The 18,580-nt window shown below is 35.2% G+C and carries 19 protein-coding genes, 1 tRNA gene and 2 pseudogenes; 10 read left to right on the top strand and 12 right to left on the bottom strand.

Translation table 11 applies throughout. The annotated features are described in order from the left end of the window. Nucleotides 1-15: 15 nt before the first annotated feature. On the bottom strand, nt 16-1,383 hold the full coding sequence (locus tag RHTP_RS06900; protein WP_212742863.1) for a glycine--tRNA ligase: 1,368 nt from the start codon (nt 1,381-1,383) through the stop codon (nt 16-18). Nucleotides 1,384-1,551: 168 nt separating this feature from the next. Between RHTP_RS06900 and RHTP_RS06895 the strand changes: the two genes are divergently transcribed. Next, nucleotides 1,552-1,908, top strand: coding sequence for a hypothetical protein (locus tag RHTP_RS06895; protein ID WP_138107393.1), 357 nt, complete (start codon nt 1,552-1,554; stop codon nt 1,906-1,908). 16 nt (nt 1,909-1,924) lie between these two features. Then, complete coding sequence (locus RHTP_RS06890; RefSeq protein ID WP_138107392.1) at nt 1,925-2,404, top strand: hypothetical protein; 480 nt, start codon at nt 1,925-1,927, stop codon at nt 2,402-2,404. A gap of 5 nt (nt 2,405-2,409) precedes the next feature. Here RHTP_RS06890 and RHTP_RS06885 read toward each other — a convergent pair whose 3' ends face one another. Further along, entirely contained in the window at nt 2,410-3,237 is an 828-nt protein-coding gene (locus RHTP_RS06885; RefSeq protein ID WP_138107391.1) for an endonuclease/exonuclease/phosphatase family protein, read from the bottom strand. A 138-nt stretch (nt 3,238-3,375) separates the two neighbouring features. On the opposite strand from RHTP_RS06885, the gene RHTP_RS06880 reads away from it, so the two are divergent. The 3 genes from RHTP_RS06880 (at nt 3,376) to RHTP_RS06870 (ending at nt 4,692) form a co-directional block, all read left to right on the top strand. Then, a tRNA-Arg gene (locus RHTP_RS06880) sits at nt 3,376-3,449 on the top strand. 23 nt (nt 3,450-3,472) lie between these two features. Continuing rightward, a complete protein-coding gene (locus tag RHTP_RS06875) occupies nt 3,473-4,111 on the top strand; it encodes an MBL fold metallo-hydrolase (protein ID WP_138107390.1) in 639 nt (212 codons plus the stop codon). Beyond that, the gene (locus RHTP_RS06870; protein ID WP_138107389.1) at nt 4,108-4,692 is read left to right on the top strand and encodes a peroxiredoxin; all 585 of its coding nucleotides are present in this window, start codon (nt 4,108-4,110) and stop codon (nt 4,690-4,692) included. Before RHTP_RS06875 ends, RHTP_RS06870 begins: the two co-directional genes overlap by 4 nt. Here RHTP_RS06870 and RHTP_RS06865 read toward each other — a convergent pair. Then, nucleotides 4,689-5,081: a hypothetical protein gene (locus RHTP_RS06865; protein ID WP_138107388.1), complete on the bottom strand. Its 393-nt coding sequence runs from the start codon at nt 5,079-5,081 to the stop codon at nt 4,689-4,691. The genes RHTP_RS06870 and RHTP_RS06865 overlap by 4 nt on opposite strands. Before the next feature lie 160 nt (nt 5,082-5,241). On the opposite strand from RHTP_RS06865, the gene RHTP_RS06860 reads away from it, so the two are divergent. The 3 genes from RHTP_RS06860 to RHTP_RS06850 are packed head-to-tail and all read left to right on the top strand — an operon-like array spanning nt 5,242 to nt 8,809. Continuing rightward, nucleotides 5,242-6,027: a DUF8085 domain-containing protein gene (locus RHTP_RS06860; RefSeq protein ID WP_138107387.1), complete on the top strand. Its 786-nt coding sequence runs from the start codon at nt 5,242-5,244 to the stop codon at nt 6,025-6,027. A 9-nt stretch (nt 6,028-6,036) separates the two neighbouring features. Then, nucleotides 6,037-7,872 (top strand): sulfatase-like hydrolase/transferase, encoded by a 1,836-nt coding sequence (locus RHTP_RS06855; RefSeq protein ID WP_138107386.1) that lies wholly within the window; start codon nt 6,037-6,039, stop codon nt 7,870-7,872. Continuing rightward, nucleotides 7,865-8,809 (top strand): hypothetical protein, encoded by a 945-nt coding sequence (locus RHTP_RS06850; RefSeq protein WP_138107385.1) that lies wholly within the window; start codon nt 7,865-7,867, stop codon nt 8,807-8,809. The genes RHTP_RS06855 and RHTP_RS06850 overlap by 8 nt, the downstream gene beginning before the upstream one ends. On the opposite strand, the gene eno is transcribed toward RHTP_RS06850, so the two are convergent. The 3 genes from eno to RHTP_RS06835 are packed head-to-tail and all read right to left on the bottom strand — an operon-like array spanning nt 8,781 to nt 11,948. Then, nucleotides 8,781-10,064, bottom strand: coding sequence for a phosphopyruvate hydratase (gene eno / locus RHTP_RS06845; protein ID WP_138107384.1), 1,284 nt, complete (start codon nt 10,062-10,064; stop codon nt 8,781-8,783). The genes RHTP_RS06850 and eno overlap by 29 nt on opposite strands. Before the next feature lie 17 nt (nt 10,065-10,081). Further along, nucleotides 10,082-11,206 carry a ribosome small subunit-dependent GTPase A gene (gene rsgA, locus RHTP_RS06840; protein ID WP_138107383.1) on the bottom strand — a complete coding sequence of 375 codons (1,125 nt, stop codon included), beginning with the start codon at nt 11,204-11,206 and terminating at the stop codon, nt 10,082-10,084. Next, entirely contained in the window at nt 11,199-11,948 is a 750-nt protein-coding gene (locus tag RHTP_RS06835) for a TrmH family RNA methyltransferase (protein WP_138107382.1), read from the bottom strand. Before RHTP_RS06835 ends, rsgA begins: the two co-directional genes overlap by 8 nt. A gap of 112 nt (nt 11,949-12,060) precedes the next feature. On the opposite strand from RHTP_RS06835, the gene RHTP_RS06830 reads away from it, so the two are divergent. Further along, on the top strand, nt 12,061-12,816 hold the full coding sequence (locus tag RHTP_RS06830; RefSeq protein ID WP_244609537.1) for a class I SAM-dependent methyltransferase: 756 nt from the start codon (nt 12,061-12,063) through the stop codon (nt 12,814-12,816). A gap of 526 nt (nt 12,817-13,342) precedes the next feature. Here RHTP_RS06830 and RHTP_RS06825 read toward each other — a convergent pair. Then, complete coding sequence (locus RHTP_RS06825; RefSeq protein WP_138107380.1) at nt 13,343-13,711, bottom strand: hypothetical protein; 369 nt, start codon at nt 13,709-13,711, stop codon at nt 13,343-13,345. 446 nt (nt 13,712-14,157) lie between these two features. Then, nucleotides 14,158-15,082 (bottom strand): annotated as a pseudogene (locus RHTP_RS06820) (IS30 family transposase). Nucleotides 15,083-15,253: 171 nt separating this feature from the next. On the opposite strand from RHTP_RS06820, the gene RHTP_RS06815 reads away from it, so the two are divergent. Next, nucleotides 15,254-16,189, top strand: coding sequence for a M23 family metallopeptidase (locus RHTP_RS06815; RefSeq protein WP_138107379.1), 936 nt, complete (start codon nt 15,254-15,256; stop codon nt 16,187-16,189). A gap of 189 nt (nt 16,190-16,378) precedes the next feature. Here the strand turns inward: RHTP_RS06815 and RHTP_RS06810 are convergent, their stop codons facing one another. The 4 genes and pseudogenes from RHTP_RS06810 to RHTP_RS06795 form a co-directional block, all read right to left on the bottom strand. Further along, nucleotides 16,379-17,218: an HTTM domain-containing protein gene (locus tag RHTP_RS06810; protein WP_138107378.1), complete on the bottom strand. Its 840-nt coding sequence runs from the start codon at nt 17,216-17,218 to the stop codon at nt 16,379-16,381. Between the two features lies 1 nt (nt 17,219). Continuing rightward, nucleotides 17,220-17,741, bottom strand: a complete 522-nt coding sequence (locus RHTP_RS06805) for a hypothetical protein (protein WP_138107377.1) — start codon at nt 17,739-17,741, stop codon at nt 17,220-17,222. A 142-nt stretch (nt 17,742-17,883) separates the two neighbouring features. Then, nucleotides 17,884-18,228, bottom strand: coding sequence for a hypothetical protein (locus RHTP_RS06800; RefSeq protein WP_138107376.1), 345 nt, complete (start codon nt 18,226-18,228; stop codon nt 17,884-17,886). Nucleotides 18,229-18,296: 68 nt separating this feature from the next. After that, a pseudogene (locus RHTP_RS06795) lies at nt 18,297-18,580 on the bottom strand (ISAs1 family transposase); the annotation flags it as partial.

The following is an 18,580-nucleotide window of genomic DNA, read 5'->3' as shown; positions in this document are numbered from 1 at the left end:
AGCGATCTTAATATTTTAAGAAAAGTAGTTTTTAATGAAGGAAATGAGTTCTTTAACTGCAATTCTTTGTTGTTGCATCGAATCGCGATCTCTAATTGTAACTGTCTCCTCTGCACTTTCAAAAGTATCAAAATCAACTGTAATACAAAGTGGTGTTCCAATTTCATCATTGCGGCGATAGGCTTTACCTACATTCCCTGTATCTTCATATTTAATACGACCAATGCCAAGTTTTTGTAAGAAGTGCTTAATTTCTTTAGCTTTTGTCACAATTTTTTCATTGTTACGGGCTAAGGGAACAACCGCTACTTTAATCGGAGCTAGATGAGGTTTTAGTTTTAGAACAATACGCTTTTGTCCTTCTGGTAACATCTCTTCTGTAAAAGCTTGCGTTAGAATGGCTAATACGCCACGGTCTAAACCAGCAGAAGGTTCAATAACAAATGGAATGATATACTCTTTGGTCTGAGGATCTTGAATTCCAAGTTTTGTATTTGAATCACTATTAGCTGCTACACTCGCAAACAACTTAAATTCTTCTTTGGCTTTGGTGTGAGATCCTAAATCGAAATCTGTTCGATTGGCAATCCCTTCTAATTCTTCAAAGCCATGTGGAAACCTATATAAAATATCAGTAGTAGCTTTTGAATAATGCGCCAGTTCTTCTTTTTTTTGTGGTTGTAATTGAAGATTTTCTGTTAGAAGGCCTTGTTCTTTCCACCAATTTAATCGATTTTCTACCCAGATTTTATGCCAGGTTTCATCTTCACCTGGTTTTACAAAAAATTCGAGCTCCATTTGCTCAAATTCGCGTACCCTAAAAATAAAATTTCTGGGGGTAACCTCATTGCGGAACGCTTTTCCAATTTGTGCAATACCAAAGGGGATTTTTCTTGAGGTTGAATCGACTACGTTTTTGAAATTGATAAAGATGCTTTGTGCTGTTTCTGGACGAAGATAAGCAAAGCTTGTTCCATCATCAACAGGCCCTAAATTAGTGCGAAACATCAAATTAAAATTGCGGGCTTCTGTTAAGTCTTTAGATCCGCAATGATCACATGTGTGGTCAACAATATGATCTGCTCTCATACGGTGCTTACATTGACGGCAATCCACCATAGGATCGGTAAAGGTATCTTCATGACCGGAGTACTTCAGTGTTAAACGATGGGTAATGATCGAGCAGTCTAAACCCTCAATATCATCTCTTTCATATACAATAGATTTCCACCAGGCTGATTTCAAATTATTTTTAAGCTCAACGCCTAAAGGACCATAGTCATATATTCCTTGAAGGCCCCCGTAAATTTCAGAACTTTGAAAGATAAAACCTCTTCTTTTACAAAGAGCCACAATGTCATCCATCGATATTTTTCTGTCCATTTTTTCTCCCAGATCAGTTGAGCTATGATTATAGTTACTCTAGTATTTTTGGGAAAAGAATAGCTGAGAATAGGGTTTTTTCAAGAGTTTATCTAAAATAGTAAATGTTTATTTTTTTCTGTTAAATGTGTACTCTCTTCGAGTTTTCCTAACAAGAAGGTATAAAATATGAATATCAGTAATTTTTTAGAAAAGTCCCTATATGATGCAGCTTTAGGGGCAACAGGTGCAGTTCTCTCAGGTTATTTTTTAAAAAGATGGATTACAGTTCTTTCCCCTATGAATGGAGCCGTCTATATGTTAGCTCAAACAGTTGCCGCTCATGTTCTAAATAGGCTGGTAGGAGGAAAAAAAGATTTAGGGGAAAGTGATAAATTAAGACGTTTATTTAGTATTTTCGGTGGCATATGCATAGCTACAAGAGCTACCAATATAACTTTTAATACAGCTAAATGGACTTTTGTTAGTTCCTTTATCATCTCTTCTTTTATAAAAGGATTTTTAGAAGAGATGGCTACTGATTAGGAGCAAGAAGAACCAAATGAAAATAGTACAACGCTTACAATCAGCTTGGCAGAATGATTCTTTTTACATGCAAACAACTTCTAGAAATGCAGCTAGCATCTTTAAAGCAGGAGCAGTTGGAGTTTTAGCAGGCCGTATTACCAAAGTTATTTCTCCTAGAGATGGAGCGATTCGCTCAATAGCTAATAAAGTTTCTGATACCTTTGTCAATTTTATGGAAAACAGATTTGCAAAAGAGCCATTCATGTCCGATGAAGATAAAGATTTGGAAAAGGACTTAAGACTCCTTGTAAAAATAGGTTTAAATTACTGTCTTAGCACAACTATCTGCTCTTTAGCAAGAATGAGAGGCTTTGAAAAAATGAAGGGCTTAAGAGTTTTTGGTTTTAATATAGCTGTAATACAATTTTTAGGTGTATCATTTGCTATAAATATCGCAATCGAAATGGCATTTAAAGCACTTTTTCCCTCTCCAGATCCAAGAGGCTCTTCTTAAAATCTTTACAGCTCTTTTGAATAAAGAGAGCTGTTTAATGAATAAGAGGTTTCCTGTTCAAAAGCAAATGGCAAGTTATCATCTTCTATTGCTTGTATAGAGGTTAGCGTAAGAGACTCCATTTCTGTAAAATCTCTTTGGCTATCAGATAAGAAAAAGAAGTCTTCTTCAGAATCTTCTAATAGACTTAATTTACCGCAGAGAACAAAAGGGAGGGGCTGTTGTTTTGTGTTTAGGAAATCGAGCTTCATTTTTTCTACGACTTCTAGAAATTTAAGAGTTTGGGTTTCCGGGTCTTTTTGTAGATGAGCAAGATAAATATGTCCAATAGGCGTATTTTTGTTTTTGATAATAAAATCTAAACAGCCTTCACCCTCTTTTTCTGGATCCTTAAAGGGATTAAATTGGGCATTTTCCATAGGATACTTACTAGCAATAAAAAAACCATCAAGAGAAGAGTCAAAGTGTTTTTTGGAAGATGGGTTCATGTATAAGAAATGAGCATAGCCCTCCAGAAGAAGTACATATAAACCATCAGCATAATGAGTATCTATGTCTTGGATGCAGACCACATCAGCATCTTGTGATAAAATTAATTCAGCTAAAAAATCTGCTGGAATCTTTAAACAAGACTCAAGATTTAAGATATGAAGATTTATGAGAAACTCTTCCTTTTCTATACAGTCACCGGGCAAATAAATGAGCTTATCGGAACTGTTTTTAGTTGAATCACTAGGTCTTGTTTCTTGAATTATAGGAAACTTGCTTTCTGTTTCTCCATAGAGGGTCGCTGAAATGGCAAGTATTAATGTGTATTTAAGGATGAATTTCATAGCAAGCTCCTCTAGATTTTTAAAAGAGAGTATTGCAAGAATGAAAAAAAAAGTATAATAAAAGTTTTTCTAAAGATCGTGTTTGAAATAAAACGCTCTTGCTGAAAATCAAGTAAATCAGGATGATATAACCCCTATGCACTGGTAGCTCAGCTGGATAGAGCACCCGGCTACGAACCGGGAGGTCGGAGGTTCGAATCCTCTCTGGTGCATTTTTTCTTTTAGAGAGCTATCTATGATTGTAAAAAGATTCTCAACCGGGCCAATAGATACGAATAGCTATTTGCTTATCTGCCCATCTTCTAAGTCAGCCGTTGTAATTGATATGGGGCAAGATAGCGCTAAAGAGCTTAGCTCTTATGCAAAAGAGCACCAATTAAAACTAGAAAAAATCCTTCTTACTCATTCTCATTGGGATCATATTGCAGACATTTCTCATTTGAATATACCGGTTTATATACATCAAGACGATGAAGCTAATGTTATAAACCCTGGTTCTGATGGGCTTCCTCTTTTTATTCCTATTCAAGGGGTAAAAGTAGATCATCATCTAAAAGATGGTGAGATGATTGAGGTAGGAGATCTGCGTATTAAGGTCATTCATACTCCCGGTCACACACCAGGGGGTGTATGTTTTTATCTAGAAGAACAGAAAATACTCTTTTCAGGAGATACATTATTTCAAGGAGCTATTGGTCGAATGGATTTGCCAACAGCATGCCCTCCTCTTAAAATGATAGAATCTTTAAAGAAGCTAGAAGCTCTTCCTCAAGAAACTATTGTCTATCCAGGACACGGAGAGAAAACTACAATTAAGCAAGAGATCTCAAACATTCATGCAATGGAAAAACTTTTACACAAGAGGACAATATGAGTCGTTTACTGATTGGGAAAAAAGCTCCTTCTTTTAGATCAAAAGCGGTGCAGGGAGAAAAAATAATAGAGGGGTTTTCTTTAGATGATTTTTTAGGGCAGTATGTCGTATTTTTTTTCTATCCTTTAGATTTTACCTTTGTTTGTCCAACGGAATTACATGCTTTTCAAGAAGCTCTTCCACAATTTAAGCAGAAAAATGCTCAGGTGGTTGGTTGCTCAGTGGATAGTGGATTTTCTCATTTAGCTTGGCTTTCTACTCCTAAAGCCAAAGGCGGCATTGAAGGGATAGAATATCCGATTGTTTCTGATCTGAATAAGAAAATAGCTAGTGATTATTGCGTATTGCACGAAGAAGAAGGAATTGCCTACCGCGGTTTATTTTTAATCGATCGTCAAGGAATTATCCGTCATCTTTTAATCAATGATTTTCCTATTGGACGTTCGGTCGAGGAAGCTTTACGCGTTTTAGATGCGTTAATTTGCTTTGAAGCTCATGGAGAGGTTTGTCCTGCTAATTGGAGTGTGGGTAAAAAAACCATGCAACCGGACACAGCAGGATTGGTTAATTATTTTAACTAAGAAGTATAGCTGGTTAAGAAGTCATAGAGATCTTTTTGAGAAGTAACGAAAGTGCTTTGGTATAAAAAACAAATGGCAATGCTGCGTTTGATGATATCTGCGTCCCCTACTCCAGGCATGCAAATAGCTGATAGTTTGGGGAATGCTTTTGGATTTTTAAGCATTTTTAGCCCTTGTTTATAATCAGATAAGCTAAAACCTTCTTCTTTTACTCTAAAATAGATGAGTAACCTATTGTAGAGCAGCATTTGAATGCCACATGGTAATCCTTCGCTTCCTTTGGGAGGATTACCAAATTTTTCTGCTAGTTGACAAGCGGATTCACAAAGCTTAGGGCTGCAAAACTCTCCTTTTTCTGCTTCTCCAAATAAAAAAACCGTATGACGCATCTCTTCCTCCTTGGAAAGGGGCTTATTTATTTCTTTATATTTTTTCAAAAAAAAACTCAACAGATCTCTGGTCATTTTTTTACTTATCTTTTTTGAGTAAAGTTGTTGTAGGAAATTCTTTGTATAATTAAAACTAATATTTTAATTTATGGAGGGTTAGATGCTGAGAATTTTCCTTTTATCTCTGATTATCAGTCATATGGGATTTATCTCTGTGCAATCTAAAGAGCAAATAGAGGAGAATTTTCCTGATGCTGTTTATCAATTAATTGATCAAAATGACTTTTTTAAAGCAAAATGTATGCTTATTCAAGAAATCTCTCAAAATCTTTTTCTTGCTGAAAGATTTGATTATGAAAACTATCAAAATATTAAAAATCAGGCCTTTGAAAGATTAACAAGAGATTGTGAGAATATACCATTAATTTTTTATCAGCTATTTGAAAAGATTAGTTGGAAGGATATGCAAAAAGAGCTAACCGCTTATCAAGAAAAAATACAAAGACAAATGCAAGCTTTTTTTGTTTCTGTGTCTACGCAGGATTCTTTTTATCAACTTCCTTTATTAGAAGAGGATAAAAAAAATATTAGGATCATTATCAAAACAATGGCAGAAAAGGGACTAGTAAAGTTACTACTTGAGCGGCGCTACCTAGAGAAAAAAGGAGATCAAGTAAACTACATTCATCCTTTGCGCTTTATTGGGTACATCTTTTCCGATCAAAAGCTAAAAGATTGTATGCGCCAAATTAAGACCAGCAAATTTAAGTGGAATGAATTTATTAAAGGGTTTTCTCGTCGTATGGATGAAGAATACGCTGTAGATAACCTTACACGCTTTATACCAGAATTTGTGGAGCAGGTACATCCACAACACCCCGAACGCATTGAGGGTTTTATGAGAAAAAAATCTTGGGAAGAGTTTGTTGCTGATTTATTAAATTAAAGATAATCTATGAAAGAAAAATCGATTAATTATTGGTTTTTTGGCTTCTATTTTTTATTAATAAGTACATTACATATTGTTCATTTGTTGCTAAAGCCCAGCGCAGCTATATGGTGTGTGGATGCAATAGGACAATGTGCTCTTGAAACTATTTTATTAATTATATTAGCTAAAACTCTCAGTTTATATGTTCCTTTTGCTATCAACATAGTTGGGTTGAGTCTATTTTTAATATTAGCTCATATCATTGATTTCCCTCTTGTTCGATTGATGGATATTTCTTTTTGGTTTGCTCTAAATTTTATGTTGCAAGAAGGAGGAGACAATATTTTAGAGCTACTTTATGCGAGTAATATCTCTTTAAGCAATTGGATTCTTTTATTTTTTGGCGCGGTTATTATCTTAATTTCAAGTGTATTGTGTTTTAAAAAAACACAATACTGGAGCGACAAAATTCCTCTTAATCTTTCTTTCAATTCTCTGGTTGTATTAGCAGGTGGTAGTTTTTTTTTACTATGTGGTTGGGATTTGGTAACTTTAGATAGAAAAATGCTGGGTAATATGCAAGCCTATCAAAAAATCCTACCTTGGAAAACAACTTTTTTTGTGAAAGAAAAAGAGTATTTAGAAGTAGATCAACCTATTTTGGCTTTGCAAGAGCATAATCTATTAGAGATCGAAAAAATCCAGTTAGATGCAAAGCCGGATATCTATTTATTCATAGTAGAGTCTTTAAGGGAAGACTTCATTAATCAAGAGATAGCTCCTCATTTGAGCTCTTTTAAAGAGCAGTCGCTTTCTTTTAAATTAGCTCTTGCAAATGCAAATGCAACGCATCTTTCCTGGTTTTCACTTTTTTATTCTCAATTACCGTTTCATTGGAATTCTTCATTATTAAAACAAAAAGCCATGGGAAGTCCTTTTTTACAAACACTGAAGGCAAGTGGGTATCGTATCCATGTATATGCCTCCTCACGCCTTGGTTATTATGGAATGGAAGAGAGCTTATTTGGTCGTAATCGGGCGCTTATTGATAAAATAGTGACACAGGATTCTGTAGAGAAGCCTACTTATTTAAAAGACCAAGCTGTTATCAATTGTTTAATTGAGGATATGCAACAGAATAAAGGGGGGCGAGTATTTATTACTTTTCTAGATTCTACACATTTAGACTATAGCTGGCCTCTTGAAAAAAAATCTGCTTTTGAACCAGTAGATCAAACACTTAACTATCTAAAAGCGCTTTCTAATAACAAAGAGTATTTAGAAAAAATTAAAAACCGCTATCGAAATGCGCTGCATTTTGTGGACTCCCTATTTGGTAGGTTTTTTATAGCTCTTGAATCGGATAAAGATGCTTTGGTGGTAATCACGGGAGATCATGGAGAGGAATTTTATGAACAAGGACATCTTTTTCATGCTTCTCATTTAAGTTACCCACAAGTTCATATCCCTCTTTATTATCGGTTAGGCAGCGATCCTAAATGGAGTGGGTGCACTTTAGATCGGCTCAGTTCGCATATGGATATTTTCCCTACTTTATTTCACTATTTATTGAAAAAACCATTTGTAGGAAATTATGAAGGACAATCTGTTTTAGATGAAAATCATTGGCCTTATGCAGTAATTACCCGGTTTAATGCTTGTTTTTCTCCTACAGAATTTTGTATTCACGATAAAGAATATAAAGCCATTTTTCGTGCGGAAAAGGATGTTTTTAGCTGTAGAAAATTACAACTCATAGATGTAAAAACATTGCATGATGATCTATTAACCAATAAAGAACAACTCATAGAAGAGCGATTTAGACCAGCCCTTCAAAGGGTGTTTGCTCCTCATGAGTAATGTACGAACTTGGAGCCTATCGAAATTGGATTCCTTGCTTGGGATCTGTTTCCCTTACCAGAGACGCTCTTATAAAACACAAGAAGAAATCAGAACCTACACAAGTCCTTTAAGCTTGCAAAAGTTTGCCAAAGAGCATGGATATTTCTCCCATGCGCCCTTGCTCTCTTTAGTATCTAGTGATAAAGAAGATTTAAGATTTGTACAAGAAGCATTAGAAAATACGATACAAGTAGATAGCAGTTGGCTTGATTTTTGTGTGACAGAGATTCTTTGTAAAGCATTGGCTTATCGTGATATTGCTTTAAACCAAGAGATAAAAGTTCCTGTTCGTAATTTACAAAATCAAATCACTTTAGAAACATTTGTTCTAGATCGAGTTTTTAACCTTTGGCAGCAGATGCCAGCTTTTGGGTGGACTCCAAAAAACCCTCATATTTCTTCCCTTTTAATTTTTCGAGGAACCGACTTTAGTCCCACTACTAGAAGAGGATTGGCTTCGCTTTTTAGCGATTTGGATATTTCTGGTCCTGGGTTTAGAGTTTTTAGGAAAGCAAAATTACAGATTCAAGAATGGTTAATAAAAGTTCATCAGAAGACAAATGCTGCGCGTGTAATGGGCTGTAGTTTAGGGGGAGCGCTGGCTGGACATACCTTTATCGAATATTGCGATCTATTAAGCAAAGAGCCCTCTATTGCTTTTCATCCTCCAGGAATATTTAGACGGGCAAAGAAAAACTGGAATCAGCTTGAAGAGAAAACTAAACAGCGATTTATTACCTATGTTGCGCAAGGAGATTTTGTCTCTAAAGTAGGCTCTCTTATTGGAGATAGATATATATTATCCATAGATGCGCAGCTAAATCCTTTAGTTGCGCATACTCTATTATTTGCAGGGCAGCCGCTACTTATTTGCCAAAATGCGCATGGGCTTTAAGTTCATGTTCAATTTCCAGTAGACGATTGTATTTGGCAACTCTATCTGTGCGACAAGGTGCTCCTGTTTTAATCTGTCCTGTTGAAAGAGCAACGCTTAAATCAGCAATTGTTGTATCTTCTGTTTCTCCTGAGCGATGAGAAATAACGGTTTTATATCGATTTTTTTTGGCTAGATCTATAGTCCCAAGGGTTTCTGATAGGGTTCCAATTTGATTGAGTTTAATTAAAATAGAATTAGCAACTCCTTGATCGATTCCTCTTTGTAGAAATTTTGGATTGGTTACAAAGATATCATCTCCGACTATTTGAATTTTTTTTCCTAATGTGGCTGTTAATTTATGCCACCCTTTCCAGTCATTTTGATCGAGAGGGTCTTCAATACTATCGATAGGGTATTTTTCGCATAGCTCACTAAGGTAGGAAATAAGCTCTTCTGCTGAGCGTGAGCTAAAAGGCATACCTGCAGCTTGTTTTTTTCTTTCAATATAAGATCTGCTACAGCTGTCATAAAATTCAGAGGCTGCGCAGTCCATGGCAATAGTTATTTGATGACCTGGTTCATAGCCAGCTTCTCTAATGGCTCTTAAAATATAATCAAGGGTTATTTCATTGGATTCTAATCTAGGGGCAAATCCTCCTTCATCTCCAACAGATGTAGAGTACCTTTCGCTTTTTAAAAGCGATTTTAGTGTGTGATAGATTTCTACACCCCAACGCAGCGCTTCACGAAAAGAAGGTGCTCCGATAGGGCGAATCATGAACTCTTGAAAATCGAGCAGATTATCTGCATGAGCTCCTCCATTGATGATATTCATCATAGGACAGGGCATAGTATAATGAGTCTGAGGATGTAAGTATTTATAAAGAGGTATTTTTTTAGAGCAAGCAGCGGCTTTAGCCACTGCAAGAGAAACCCCTAGAATAGCGTTGGCTCCATAGCGTGATTTATTTTCTTTTCCATCTGCTTGAATCATTAACTGGTCTATTTTATTTTGGGCAAAAATGGATTCTCCTTTTAAGAGTTTAGCAAGAGGATCTATCACATTTTCTACAGCCTGCAGAACACCTTTACCTTGATAGCGTTTAGGGTCTTTGTCTCTTAACTCGACAGCTTCATGTTCACCAGTGGATGCTCCGGAGGGAACAAGGGCTTTACCTTGGCTACCATCTGTAGCAAAAACAGAGACCTCAATTGTGGGATTACCGCGGGAATCAAGTACTTCTAAAGCATCAATAGATTCGATATTGCTCATATAAAATGCCTAAATGGTTAACGATTTTGATGTTTTTTAGATAGAGAAGACATTAAAGCGCAATAAGAGGCAAAGCGCAAGGTCGAAATTTCTCCTGTCTCTACTGCTTTTTTTACTGCACAGTTAGGTTCTTCCCTATGGGTGCAGTTGGGAAATTGACACTCTGAGGAAATGCTAAAGATTTCAGAAAAGTAAGAAGATAGTGTTTTTTTATCTATATCCCAGATTCCAAAACTCTGAATACCGGGGGTATCAATGCAATATCCTCCTCCTTCTAGAGGGATCATGCGGGCTTGTGTTGTGGTGTGTGAGCCCTTGCCTGTGCGTTTTACCACTTTTCTTGTTGCAAAACAAAGACCTGTGACCAAATTAATCAAAGAGGATTTACCTACACCGGATTGTCCAGAAAACACCGATGTTTTGTTTTGCATTTGTGTTTTTAATACATCGATACCCTCTTGAGTGATAATGCTTAGAGGAATTACGATGAAATTAAGGGACTGATAGGTATGAATAAATTCATCGTATAATCTTTTTTCCTCTTCAATCGCTTCCAAAGACAGCCTATCAGGGGGATTATCTAATAAATCCACTTTATTGATAAGGATAATAGGACAAATGTTTCCCTTTTGTGCAGCTATAATATAACGATCGATAAGTAGAGGTTTTAATTTAGGGCTACAAACAGAAGCTGTAATAAAAACTTGATCTACATTGGTGGCGATTAACTGTTGTTTATTGCGCGAGAGGTTATCTGCTCTAGACAGAATAGAATTGCGAGGCAATACTTGAGTAATCACAGCATGAGCCTCATCGATGATTTGCATGGATACAAGATCCCCAACTGCTATCAGGTTTTTCATGAGGTCGCGCTTTTGTTTAAGAGCGCCTTTTAAAGAACAAAGATAGGAATGCTCGTCTGCAAAAACCGTAATTCCATCTGCTGCAATAGTGAGAACCCTGCCTTGTATATCCGTTGCATTAACAAGCTTTTTGCTTTGTTTGAGCAGTTGATCCTGATTGCTTTTTTTAAATTTGGACCGATCTTTTTTTTCTGCGGTTTTTCTTTGTTTGCGCGAAGCCTTTCTATCTGAGCCCCAATATTGCTCCTCCCAATTGAGAAAGTGATCTTGCTTACTCATTCTTGGATCCCTGTAACAGATACATGAAAATGGCCCCTGCAATGGCTACATTCAGAGATTCAACGGGCTTTTTAATAGGGATAGCTATTTTTTTAGCATGTTGGATAATAAAGGGACTTAGCCCATGGGATTCATTTCCCAAAGCTAAAGCAATGGGTTTTTCTGATAAGATTTTTTTGATTTTATCTCCTTTAGCATCGGCTGCATAGATATGAAAAGATCCTTTTTTCAGTAGGTTCTGTAGATCGATAAGATCTCCTTGAGCTAGTTTTAAGAAAAAAGTGGCACCTTTAGCAGCACGCAACGCTTTATCATTATACAGATCTACGCAACCCTCTACTAAGAATACATCCCAATCAAATGCTAAAGCGGTGCGTAAAAGAGTTCCTAGATTTCCAGGATCTACGACTCTATCCAGGATCAGTAGGCGCTTACTAGATTTTACATCTTGAAAGATAGGCATGCAGATTTCAGCTGCAATGGGCTCAGGGGCTTCAAGACCTGTAATTTTTTCTAGGATAGCTAAAGAAGTGGTGCTGGTTTGTTGTGCTTTATAGGAAAAAAGAGGCCGATATGTTTTTTCAACCAGAATATTTTTGAAAGAAAACTTTTGAGATAATTCGCGAATCAATTTTATTCCACTAATTAGGACGGTTTTTTGTTCATAGCGATAGGCGCGATTTTGTCGTAATTTAACTAAGTGCTTGACAATAGGATGCTGTAGACTGGAAAGGTAGCTCATGAGAATATTTGTTTCGAACAAGTCTATTTTGTCAGAAAATAGATTGCACAGCAATAGCAATTACATTTAATCTTAAACTTTTTGCAAAAAAGAGGTTCTATTTGTGGATATAATGCCCTTGAAAAAAAATATACGGCGTATAAAAGCGCTGTTTTTTACTTTAAGATATCCTCACTTAGCTAAAGAAGGACTAAAAAATATTTTAGGTACTTCCTATTATAAAGGGATGCTAAAAAAAAGTAAGATTGAAAATAAGAGCTTAGATCAGATCATTAATTTATGTAACGAGATCCGGTTGTTAAATTTTGATGTAAGATGTGGAAATGTATCTCATTTTGAACTCTTAACCATTGCATCAATGGTAGCCACACAAAAACCACACGTTTTGCTCGAAATAGGGACATTTGATGGAAATACTACACTTCAAATGGCTTTAAACGCTCCAGATAACGCTATTGTTCATACTTTGGATTTGCCCTCTGAAGTAACTTCTTTGATTCAGCCTATCTTAGAGGTTGATTTAAAATTAGTACGAGATAAACAGAAAAAACAAAGAAAGTATCAGAAGACCTCTTGTGAAAAAAAAATTATGCAACATATTGGCGATTCTGCAGCTTATGATTTTAAGGCTTTTTGTAGAGAAGGATTGGTTGATTTTGCTTTTATAGACGGGGGACATTCTTATGAATGCGTTCGTAGCGATACGGAAAATGTTATGAAAATCTTGGCTCCCAACGCTATTGTGATGTGGCATGATTTTACTCCTGATTTTCAGGGAGTATTTACCTATTTGAATGAAATAAGCAGTAAATATCTCCTTATCCACATTACAGGAACCAATTTAGTCTATTATAAAAAACAGCAATAACTTCTCAAAATACAAAACTTAATCCGTTTTCTCTATTTCTTTGCAGATGGCATGCAGCATCTGAATAACTTCCTATTACTCCGTCTAAACTCGAAGGGCCTTCTGTTTCAATGTTTTGACCAAAAGCATCGCTATTGTTATGCAGAACCAAAGCATAGGGGTCTTTTATCTTTGAGCATAGACAAGTGAAAAAATAAAACCAAAAACCAGGTGAAAGTCCAATAGATCAAAAGTTGCATCTCAATCTTTATTTAAGAAAAAAAGACTTCCAACCTGAGTTTTGGGTTTTTATCCAATAAGAATCACAATCTAAAATATTGATAACAAATGATTTGTCTATTTCTAAACTTGCTTGGAACCTAGTATTTTTCATCTAGATTTTGCTCATTTGTTCAAACTATTGCAAATTCGCAATTTAAGATCACCAAATGAGTACCTATCTACTTTAAAATCAAAGAGAAAAACCCAAAACTGGGGTTTCCATTTTCATAAAAAAAACTTTACCTGGTTTTATACAATATCTTTTTTATATTCTGTTTCCTCTAACTTTTAATAACTGGTTCACATTCAATTTTGATAACTCAGTATTTTCAAGATCTAGGGGGTGCAGCATATCAACTGTTCTTCCTGCTCCTGCACCCAGGTGAGCAACAGCAGCTGCAGCTATTGCTCCAGCTACCGCAGCTAGCCCTCCTGCATTGGCTCCACCAGGTCCAACCATATTAGCATGATAAGAATTAGCATTAGAGCAAGGTTTAAAATACATAGCTAATTCATGTTCGCTGGTTAATTTTTTAGCAGCAATTTTAGCGGGTTCTGAATTTTTTTTGATGGAAGAAATTGAATTAATGGAACTTTGATTTTTCGAGAAACTATCCTGATTTTGAATTTTCATGTTCATATTACCTTAAAGTTATAGTTAATAATCAACCTTACAACACGGCCTAATCAGCACTAGGCTTTCTTGGTAGAGCAGGCGTAAGTTGAATAATAAAAAAAATATTAATATTTTATTAGGATTTTTAACAACAAAAAAAAATTTATCTTTGGCAATAGAGTCAATAAAAATAGATGTAAATAAGATAATTTTAAGATGCTCTTGTTTTTGAAAAAGATATGGATTTGAATATATCAGCTAAGAGAATCGATAGCTAATAGACATATGGAGATCTTGCAAAATTTTGTAAGGAATACCTAAAAAATCTTTAGGGGCAGACTGAAAGTAAAAAAAATTATTAAAAATCAAATTGATTATAATGAGTTTCATCCATATTCTTCTTAAGGGGCCCTTTCAACCTCGAAGTGCACAAAAAAGAACATATAAATACTTGAAAAAAACATCTATTGTGCACCCGAGCATAGCATGTTTGTAGATAATCTGCTAAATGCTTCTAGTGGAGTTTCAAAGTTAAGAGCTTTTCTAGGTCTGTTATTGAGTAGTGTTTCTACCTCTTTAACATCTTTGGAAGTGGTATCTAAAAAGCTTTGTGTTTTAGGAAAATATTGCCTAACTAGTCCATTTGTGTGCTCATTGAGACCTCTTTCCCAAGAATGGTAGGGCGTTGCAAAGTAGAAGTCTGTCTCTAGTTCGAAACTAACCATTTGGTGATAGGCAAATTCTTTTCCGTTATCGGCTGTTAATGTGTGTACAAAATCTTTGATAGGTTTAAGTTGTTCAATTAATGCTTGACCTACTTCCTCTGCAGTTTTATGAGAAACTTTGGCGAGCTTGGTTAGCTTGGAAGTTCTTTCTACCATTGATACAATTACGCCTTTATGTCCTGCCCCTATGACTGTATCTAGTTCCCAATCTCCTAAACGAGTCTTTTTTTCTACAATACAGGGCCGTTGCTTAATATCTATACGACCAGGAATGCTCCCTCTTCCAGAAGTTCCCTTTCTCTGTTTGTTATATTTTTTCCCTCGATGACGGAGCTCTCTATAAAGCTGTCCTCCCTGTCGTTTATCTTTCCAGATGTGATTATAGATGGTCTCATGACTAACATGTTCTTTACCATGTCTTTTAAGCCAACCTGATATTTGTATGGGGCTCCACTGCAACTTGATTTTTTCTAAGAAATGCTTTTTCTTGGGCTTGCTGATGACGGTATCCTCGTTGCCCTTTATTTCTCTTAAGCTCCCTATAGATAGTGCTATGATGAACTTTTAGCATGGTTGCTATTGAGCTAGATGTATCTCCTCTAGCTTTTAAAATATAAATCTGACATCTTTGGTCATAGGTTAGGTGATGATAGCCTTTAGGCAAGGTCTCTCCTTGTGTTTATTGTTAAAAATCACAATAGAGATTTTTTCATCACCTGCCCATTCTTTTTTTTAATCATTCTGTGCACTTCAAACTTGAAAAGACAAGGATAAGATGTTTACTAAATATAAATAAGAAGAAGAGTTGTAAAAAAACAATCAAAGGTTATTTAAAGTGAGCAAAATCTGGGAACAGGTCATTTTAATTTCTTTTTATATTGTCGTTCCATTTTTTTTTCTCGTTCGAATGTGGCACAATTATAATGTAAACTTAGGAAAGTGGTTATCAGAGATAACCCTCTATGGGGTTTATGTAATTACTCTGTTTTTAATTGGTTTTTGGTTAATGCCTTACGGCTATTTTTTTCGCTATTTTTTACTTATTGCATTTCTTATTGTTGCTTTTAAATCGCTACGAAACATCAAAAGAAGCTTTTCTTTTAAGTCCTTAACTGTCAGACAGATTTTTTTGTATCTAATTATTTTTTCCATAAGTGGTATTCTAATGCCAGATATTTTTTTAGCTTTAAATGGCTCTTTTTCTCCATCTTATTCGGTCGATCTGGAGTTTCCTCTTAAAGGAGGTGAATTTTACGTACTTCAAGGTGGCGCAAGCTCGGTAATTAATCATCATTATGCTGTTCCCGCACAAAGATACGGCCTTGATATTGTGCAACTCAACCGTTTTGGATTAAGAGTTAACGAATTAAATCCTAAAAAAGTGGATGATTTTACTATTTATGGGTCTATTCTCTATAGCCCATGTGATGGTATTGTGATCAATGCGTTAGATCAATATCCTGATCTAGAGCCAGGTCTAATGGATCCAGAACATCCAGTAGGAAATTGTCTAGTTATCGCTAAAAAAAATTCAGATGTGGTGGTTGTTTTAGCACATCTCATGAGAGGGAGTGTTCAATTTAAAAAAGGAGATGTTATCCAAAAAGGACAAATTATCGCAAGAGTAGGTAATTCAGGGAATACTACAGAACCTCACTTACATATCCATTCGGTTTTAAACCATACCGGTGATTTTTTATTTTTAGGAAAAGGAGTACCCATGAAATTTAAAGGCCGGTTTCTCATTCGAAATGACAGGATTACAGATTAGAAGGGCCTTTTTAGCCGCCTTCTAAAAGATAGACAACAAGATTAGTAATCTCAGTTTTAAGTTCTTCTAGTAAAGGAATATTTAGATCCAGTTGCTAGCTAGAAAACCCAAAACTGAGGTTAATGTTGTGATTACCTTATATGCATATCTTTAGGGTAAAGCATCTTCATATTTCTGCTTATCTCGTTCTTAATTTAAATGGATTTTATGTATGCAATAAATAAGAGCTGGATAAGCAGCAGAAAATGCAAATAAAAAATCGTTTAGTCCCATGAAAACTGCATTAAATAAATGAAAGAGTAATCCAGTTACAAGTAATACAATTGCGTGCATAGGATGCAAAAATATTACCAGAAAAAACAATGTTTCAAAAAGAAAGATCATCCAACTTATTGAAGTCGTAAGAACATTTCTTTGAGAGATCAATCGAAAAAATAAGGAATGACCATAGGTTCTTGTGCTAAAAATTGCATTTAATGCAAATGATTTGCGCCACGCAGGAGAAGTTAGCTTAGTAATTCCAGAAATAAAATAAGAAATAACCAGTTCTCCTGCTATGAAACATAAACTTATTATCGAAATTTTAGAGCAAATTCCACATAAGCTTCCTATCGATAGCGCAAATAAAATCACTAGATGCATTTGATAGGCACCATCTAGACCATAAGGACTTCGTAAAGCAATCAGTATTTTAAAAAAGAATAAAGCAATAAGAAGAGAAGGCGATATGATATTAAATACCGAAAATATAAACAGTAAAATAGCACCAAAAATTCTCAGATATATGGAGCCTTTGAAAGCTTTATCATTCAGGCAAAAGTTAAGCAGTTTTGCTATTGGGCTTTTTGTAGTATATCTAAGTCCCAATTTTGATACTTTCCAACTTAAAATTCCCTCTGACTGGAAAACTGACCAGGTTTTGAGATCTTCTAATGATGTAATAAATAAACCAATTGATAAAATATATAAAGTTACTTGATAAGTAAATGTAATATCTTTGAATGCATAGTAAGTGTCTAAATTTATCATACTATCCGTTACTTAAGGGATGGATTTCTGATAAAAAGAGTATATCATAATCATATATTCTCGAATTTGTTAAAATTAAAAATTGTATCTTAGATAATTTTTGGCAGAAATTAGATTGTTTTCTACAAAGTGAATCCAAATAGTTCAATATTTGTAAATAGGGAAGAGAAGTGCATACTTGTTTGTTATCCTGTACTTTTTCACTGAACCTGATAAGATCCATTGCAAGATCCAAAAAAGCCTTTGAAAATCTTTTTTTAGGATTCCAAATCAAACAATAAATAGGACGTTGATCTTCAAGAGAATAAACTTCTTTCCATTCTTGAACTTTGCCATTATTAGAAATTTCTCGATACAACAAGTGATAATCAAACATATTTGGCAGAGGAGCAAAAAAACTCCAAGTAGGAACAAACTGCATAAATATAGGGAAACGATTCCATATAAAATCCAGCCGCTTAATCTCTCTTAAAAGACTTAATAAAAGAATAAAACTGAAAATTAAGGCAACGGTCCAAAACATTAAGTACTCCTGCTTATGAACTCCCTATACAAGAAAGTTAAAAATTTTTTTATTGAATAAAAACAACTAGGCCTAAAAATTATTCTGCAGCCTTTACCTTAAGAAAAAAAATCACTTTTATGGAAATATTAATGCTTCTTTTTTATATTCTATTTTCTCTGATTTTCAATAATTGGTTTATATCTAATCCTGATGCTTCAATATTCTCTAGGTCAATAGGATACAATGTATCAACTATTTTGCCTCTTTTTGCAGCTTCTATAGCGCCATTTGCTGCTGTTATTATCGCTGCAACTGCTGCAACTACAGCAACTGCATGATTACAGGAATCAATGTTAGGACGGGGTTTGAAATACATATCCAACTCATATTTATTGGCCAGCGCTTTAGCAGCAATTTTGGGAGATCCTAAAATATTTTTCTTAGAAGAAACTGAACCAAGGGGGTTTTGAAAATTTGAGAAACTATTTTGAATTTTTATATCCATATCATCCTTTTTTAGTTAGTAGTGATTCTTGAAGTAAACCCACAAAATTGATTAAAGGGCAGGGCGATTTAACTAAAATTTTTTGACACCTCTCTGCAGAAAATAATTGCCAAAATTCCCTTTAAGTATCCAGAGCCAAAAGTTGCTGCTCGTCTCACAGCAGCAAGTCCTCTATTTGGATCAGCAACTGCAGCTATATTCATAGCCAAGCGCCGAAACAGACCCATGTTCTCTGCACTGTGTCCTCGATCCATCAAATTATTATCCTCCTTGAAAATTACATCAGCTATCCAGTGGCATTTATTCTCGATGCTCCAGTGCTGCCGGACCCATTTAGCAAAATCCTTTGCAG

Source organism: Candidatus Rhabdochlamydia sp. T3358, from assembly GCF_901000775.1.
Lineage (GTDB): Bacteria > Chlamydiota > Chlamydiia > Chlamydiales > Rhabdochlamydiaceae > Rhabdochlamydia.
The sequence above is the reverse complement of the archived record's forward strand: the minus strand, read 5'-3'. Positions and strand labels throughout refer to the sequence as shown.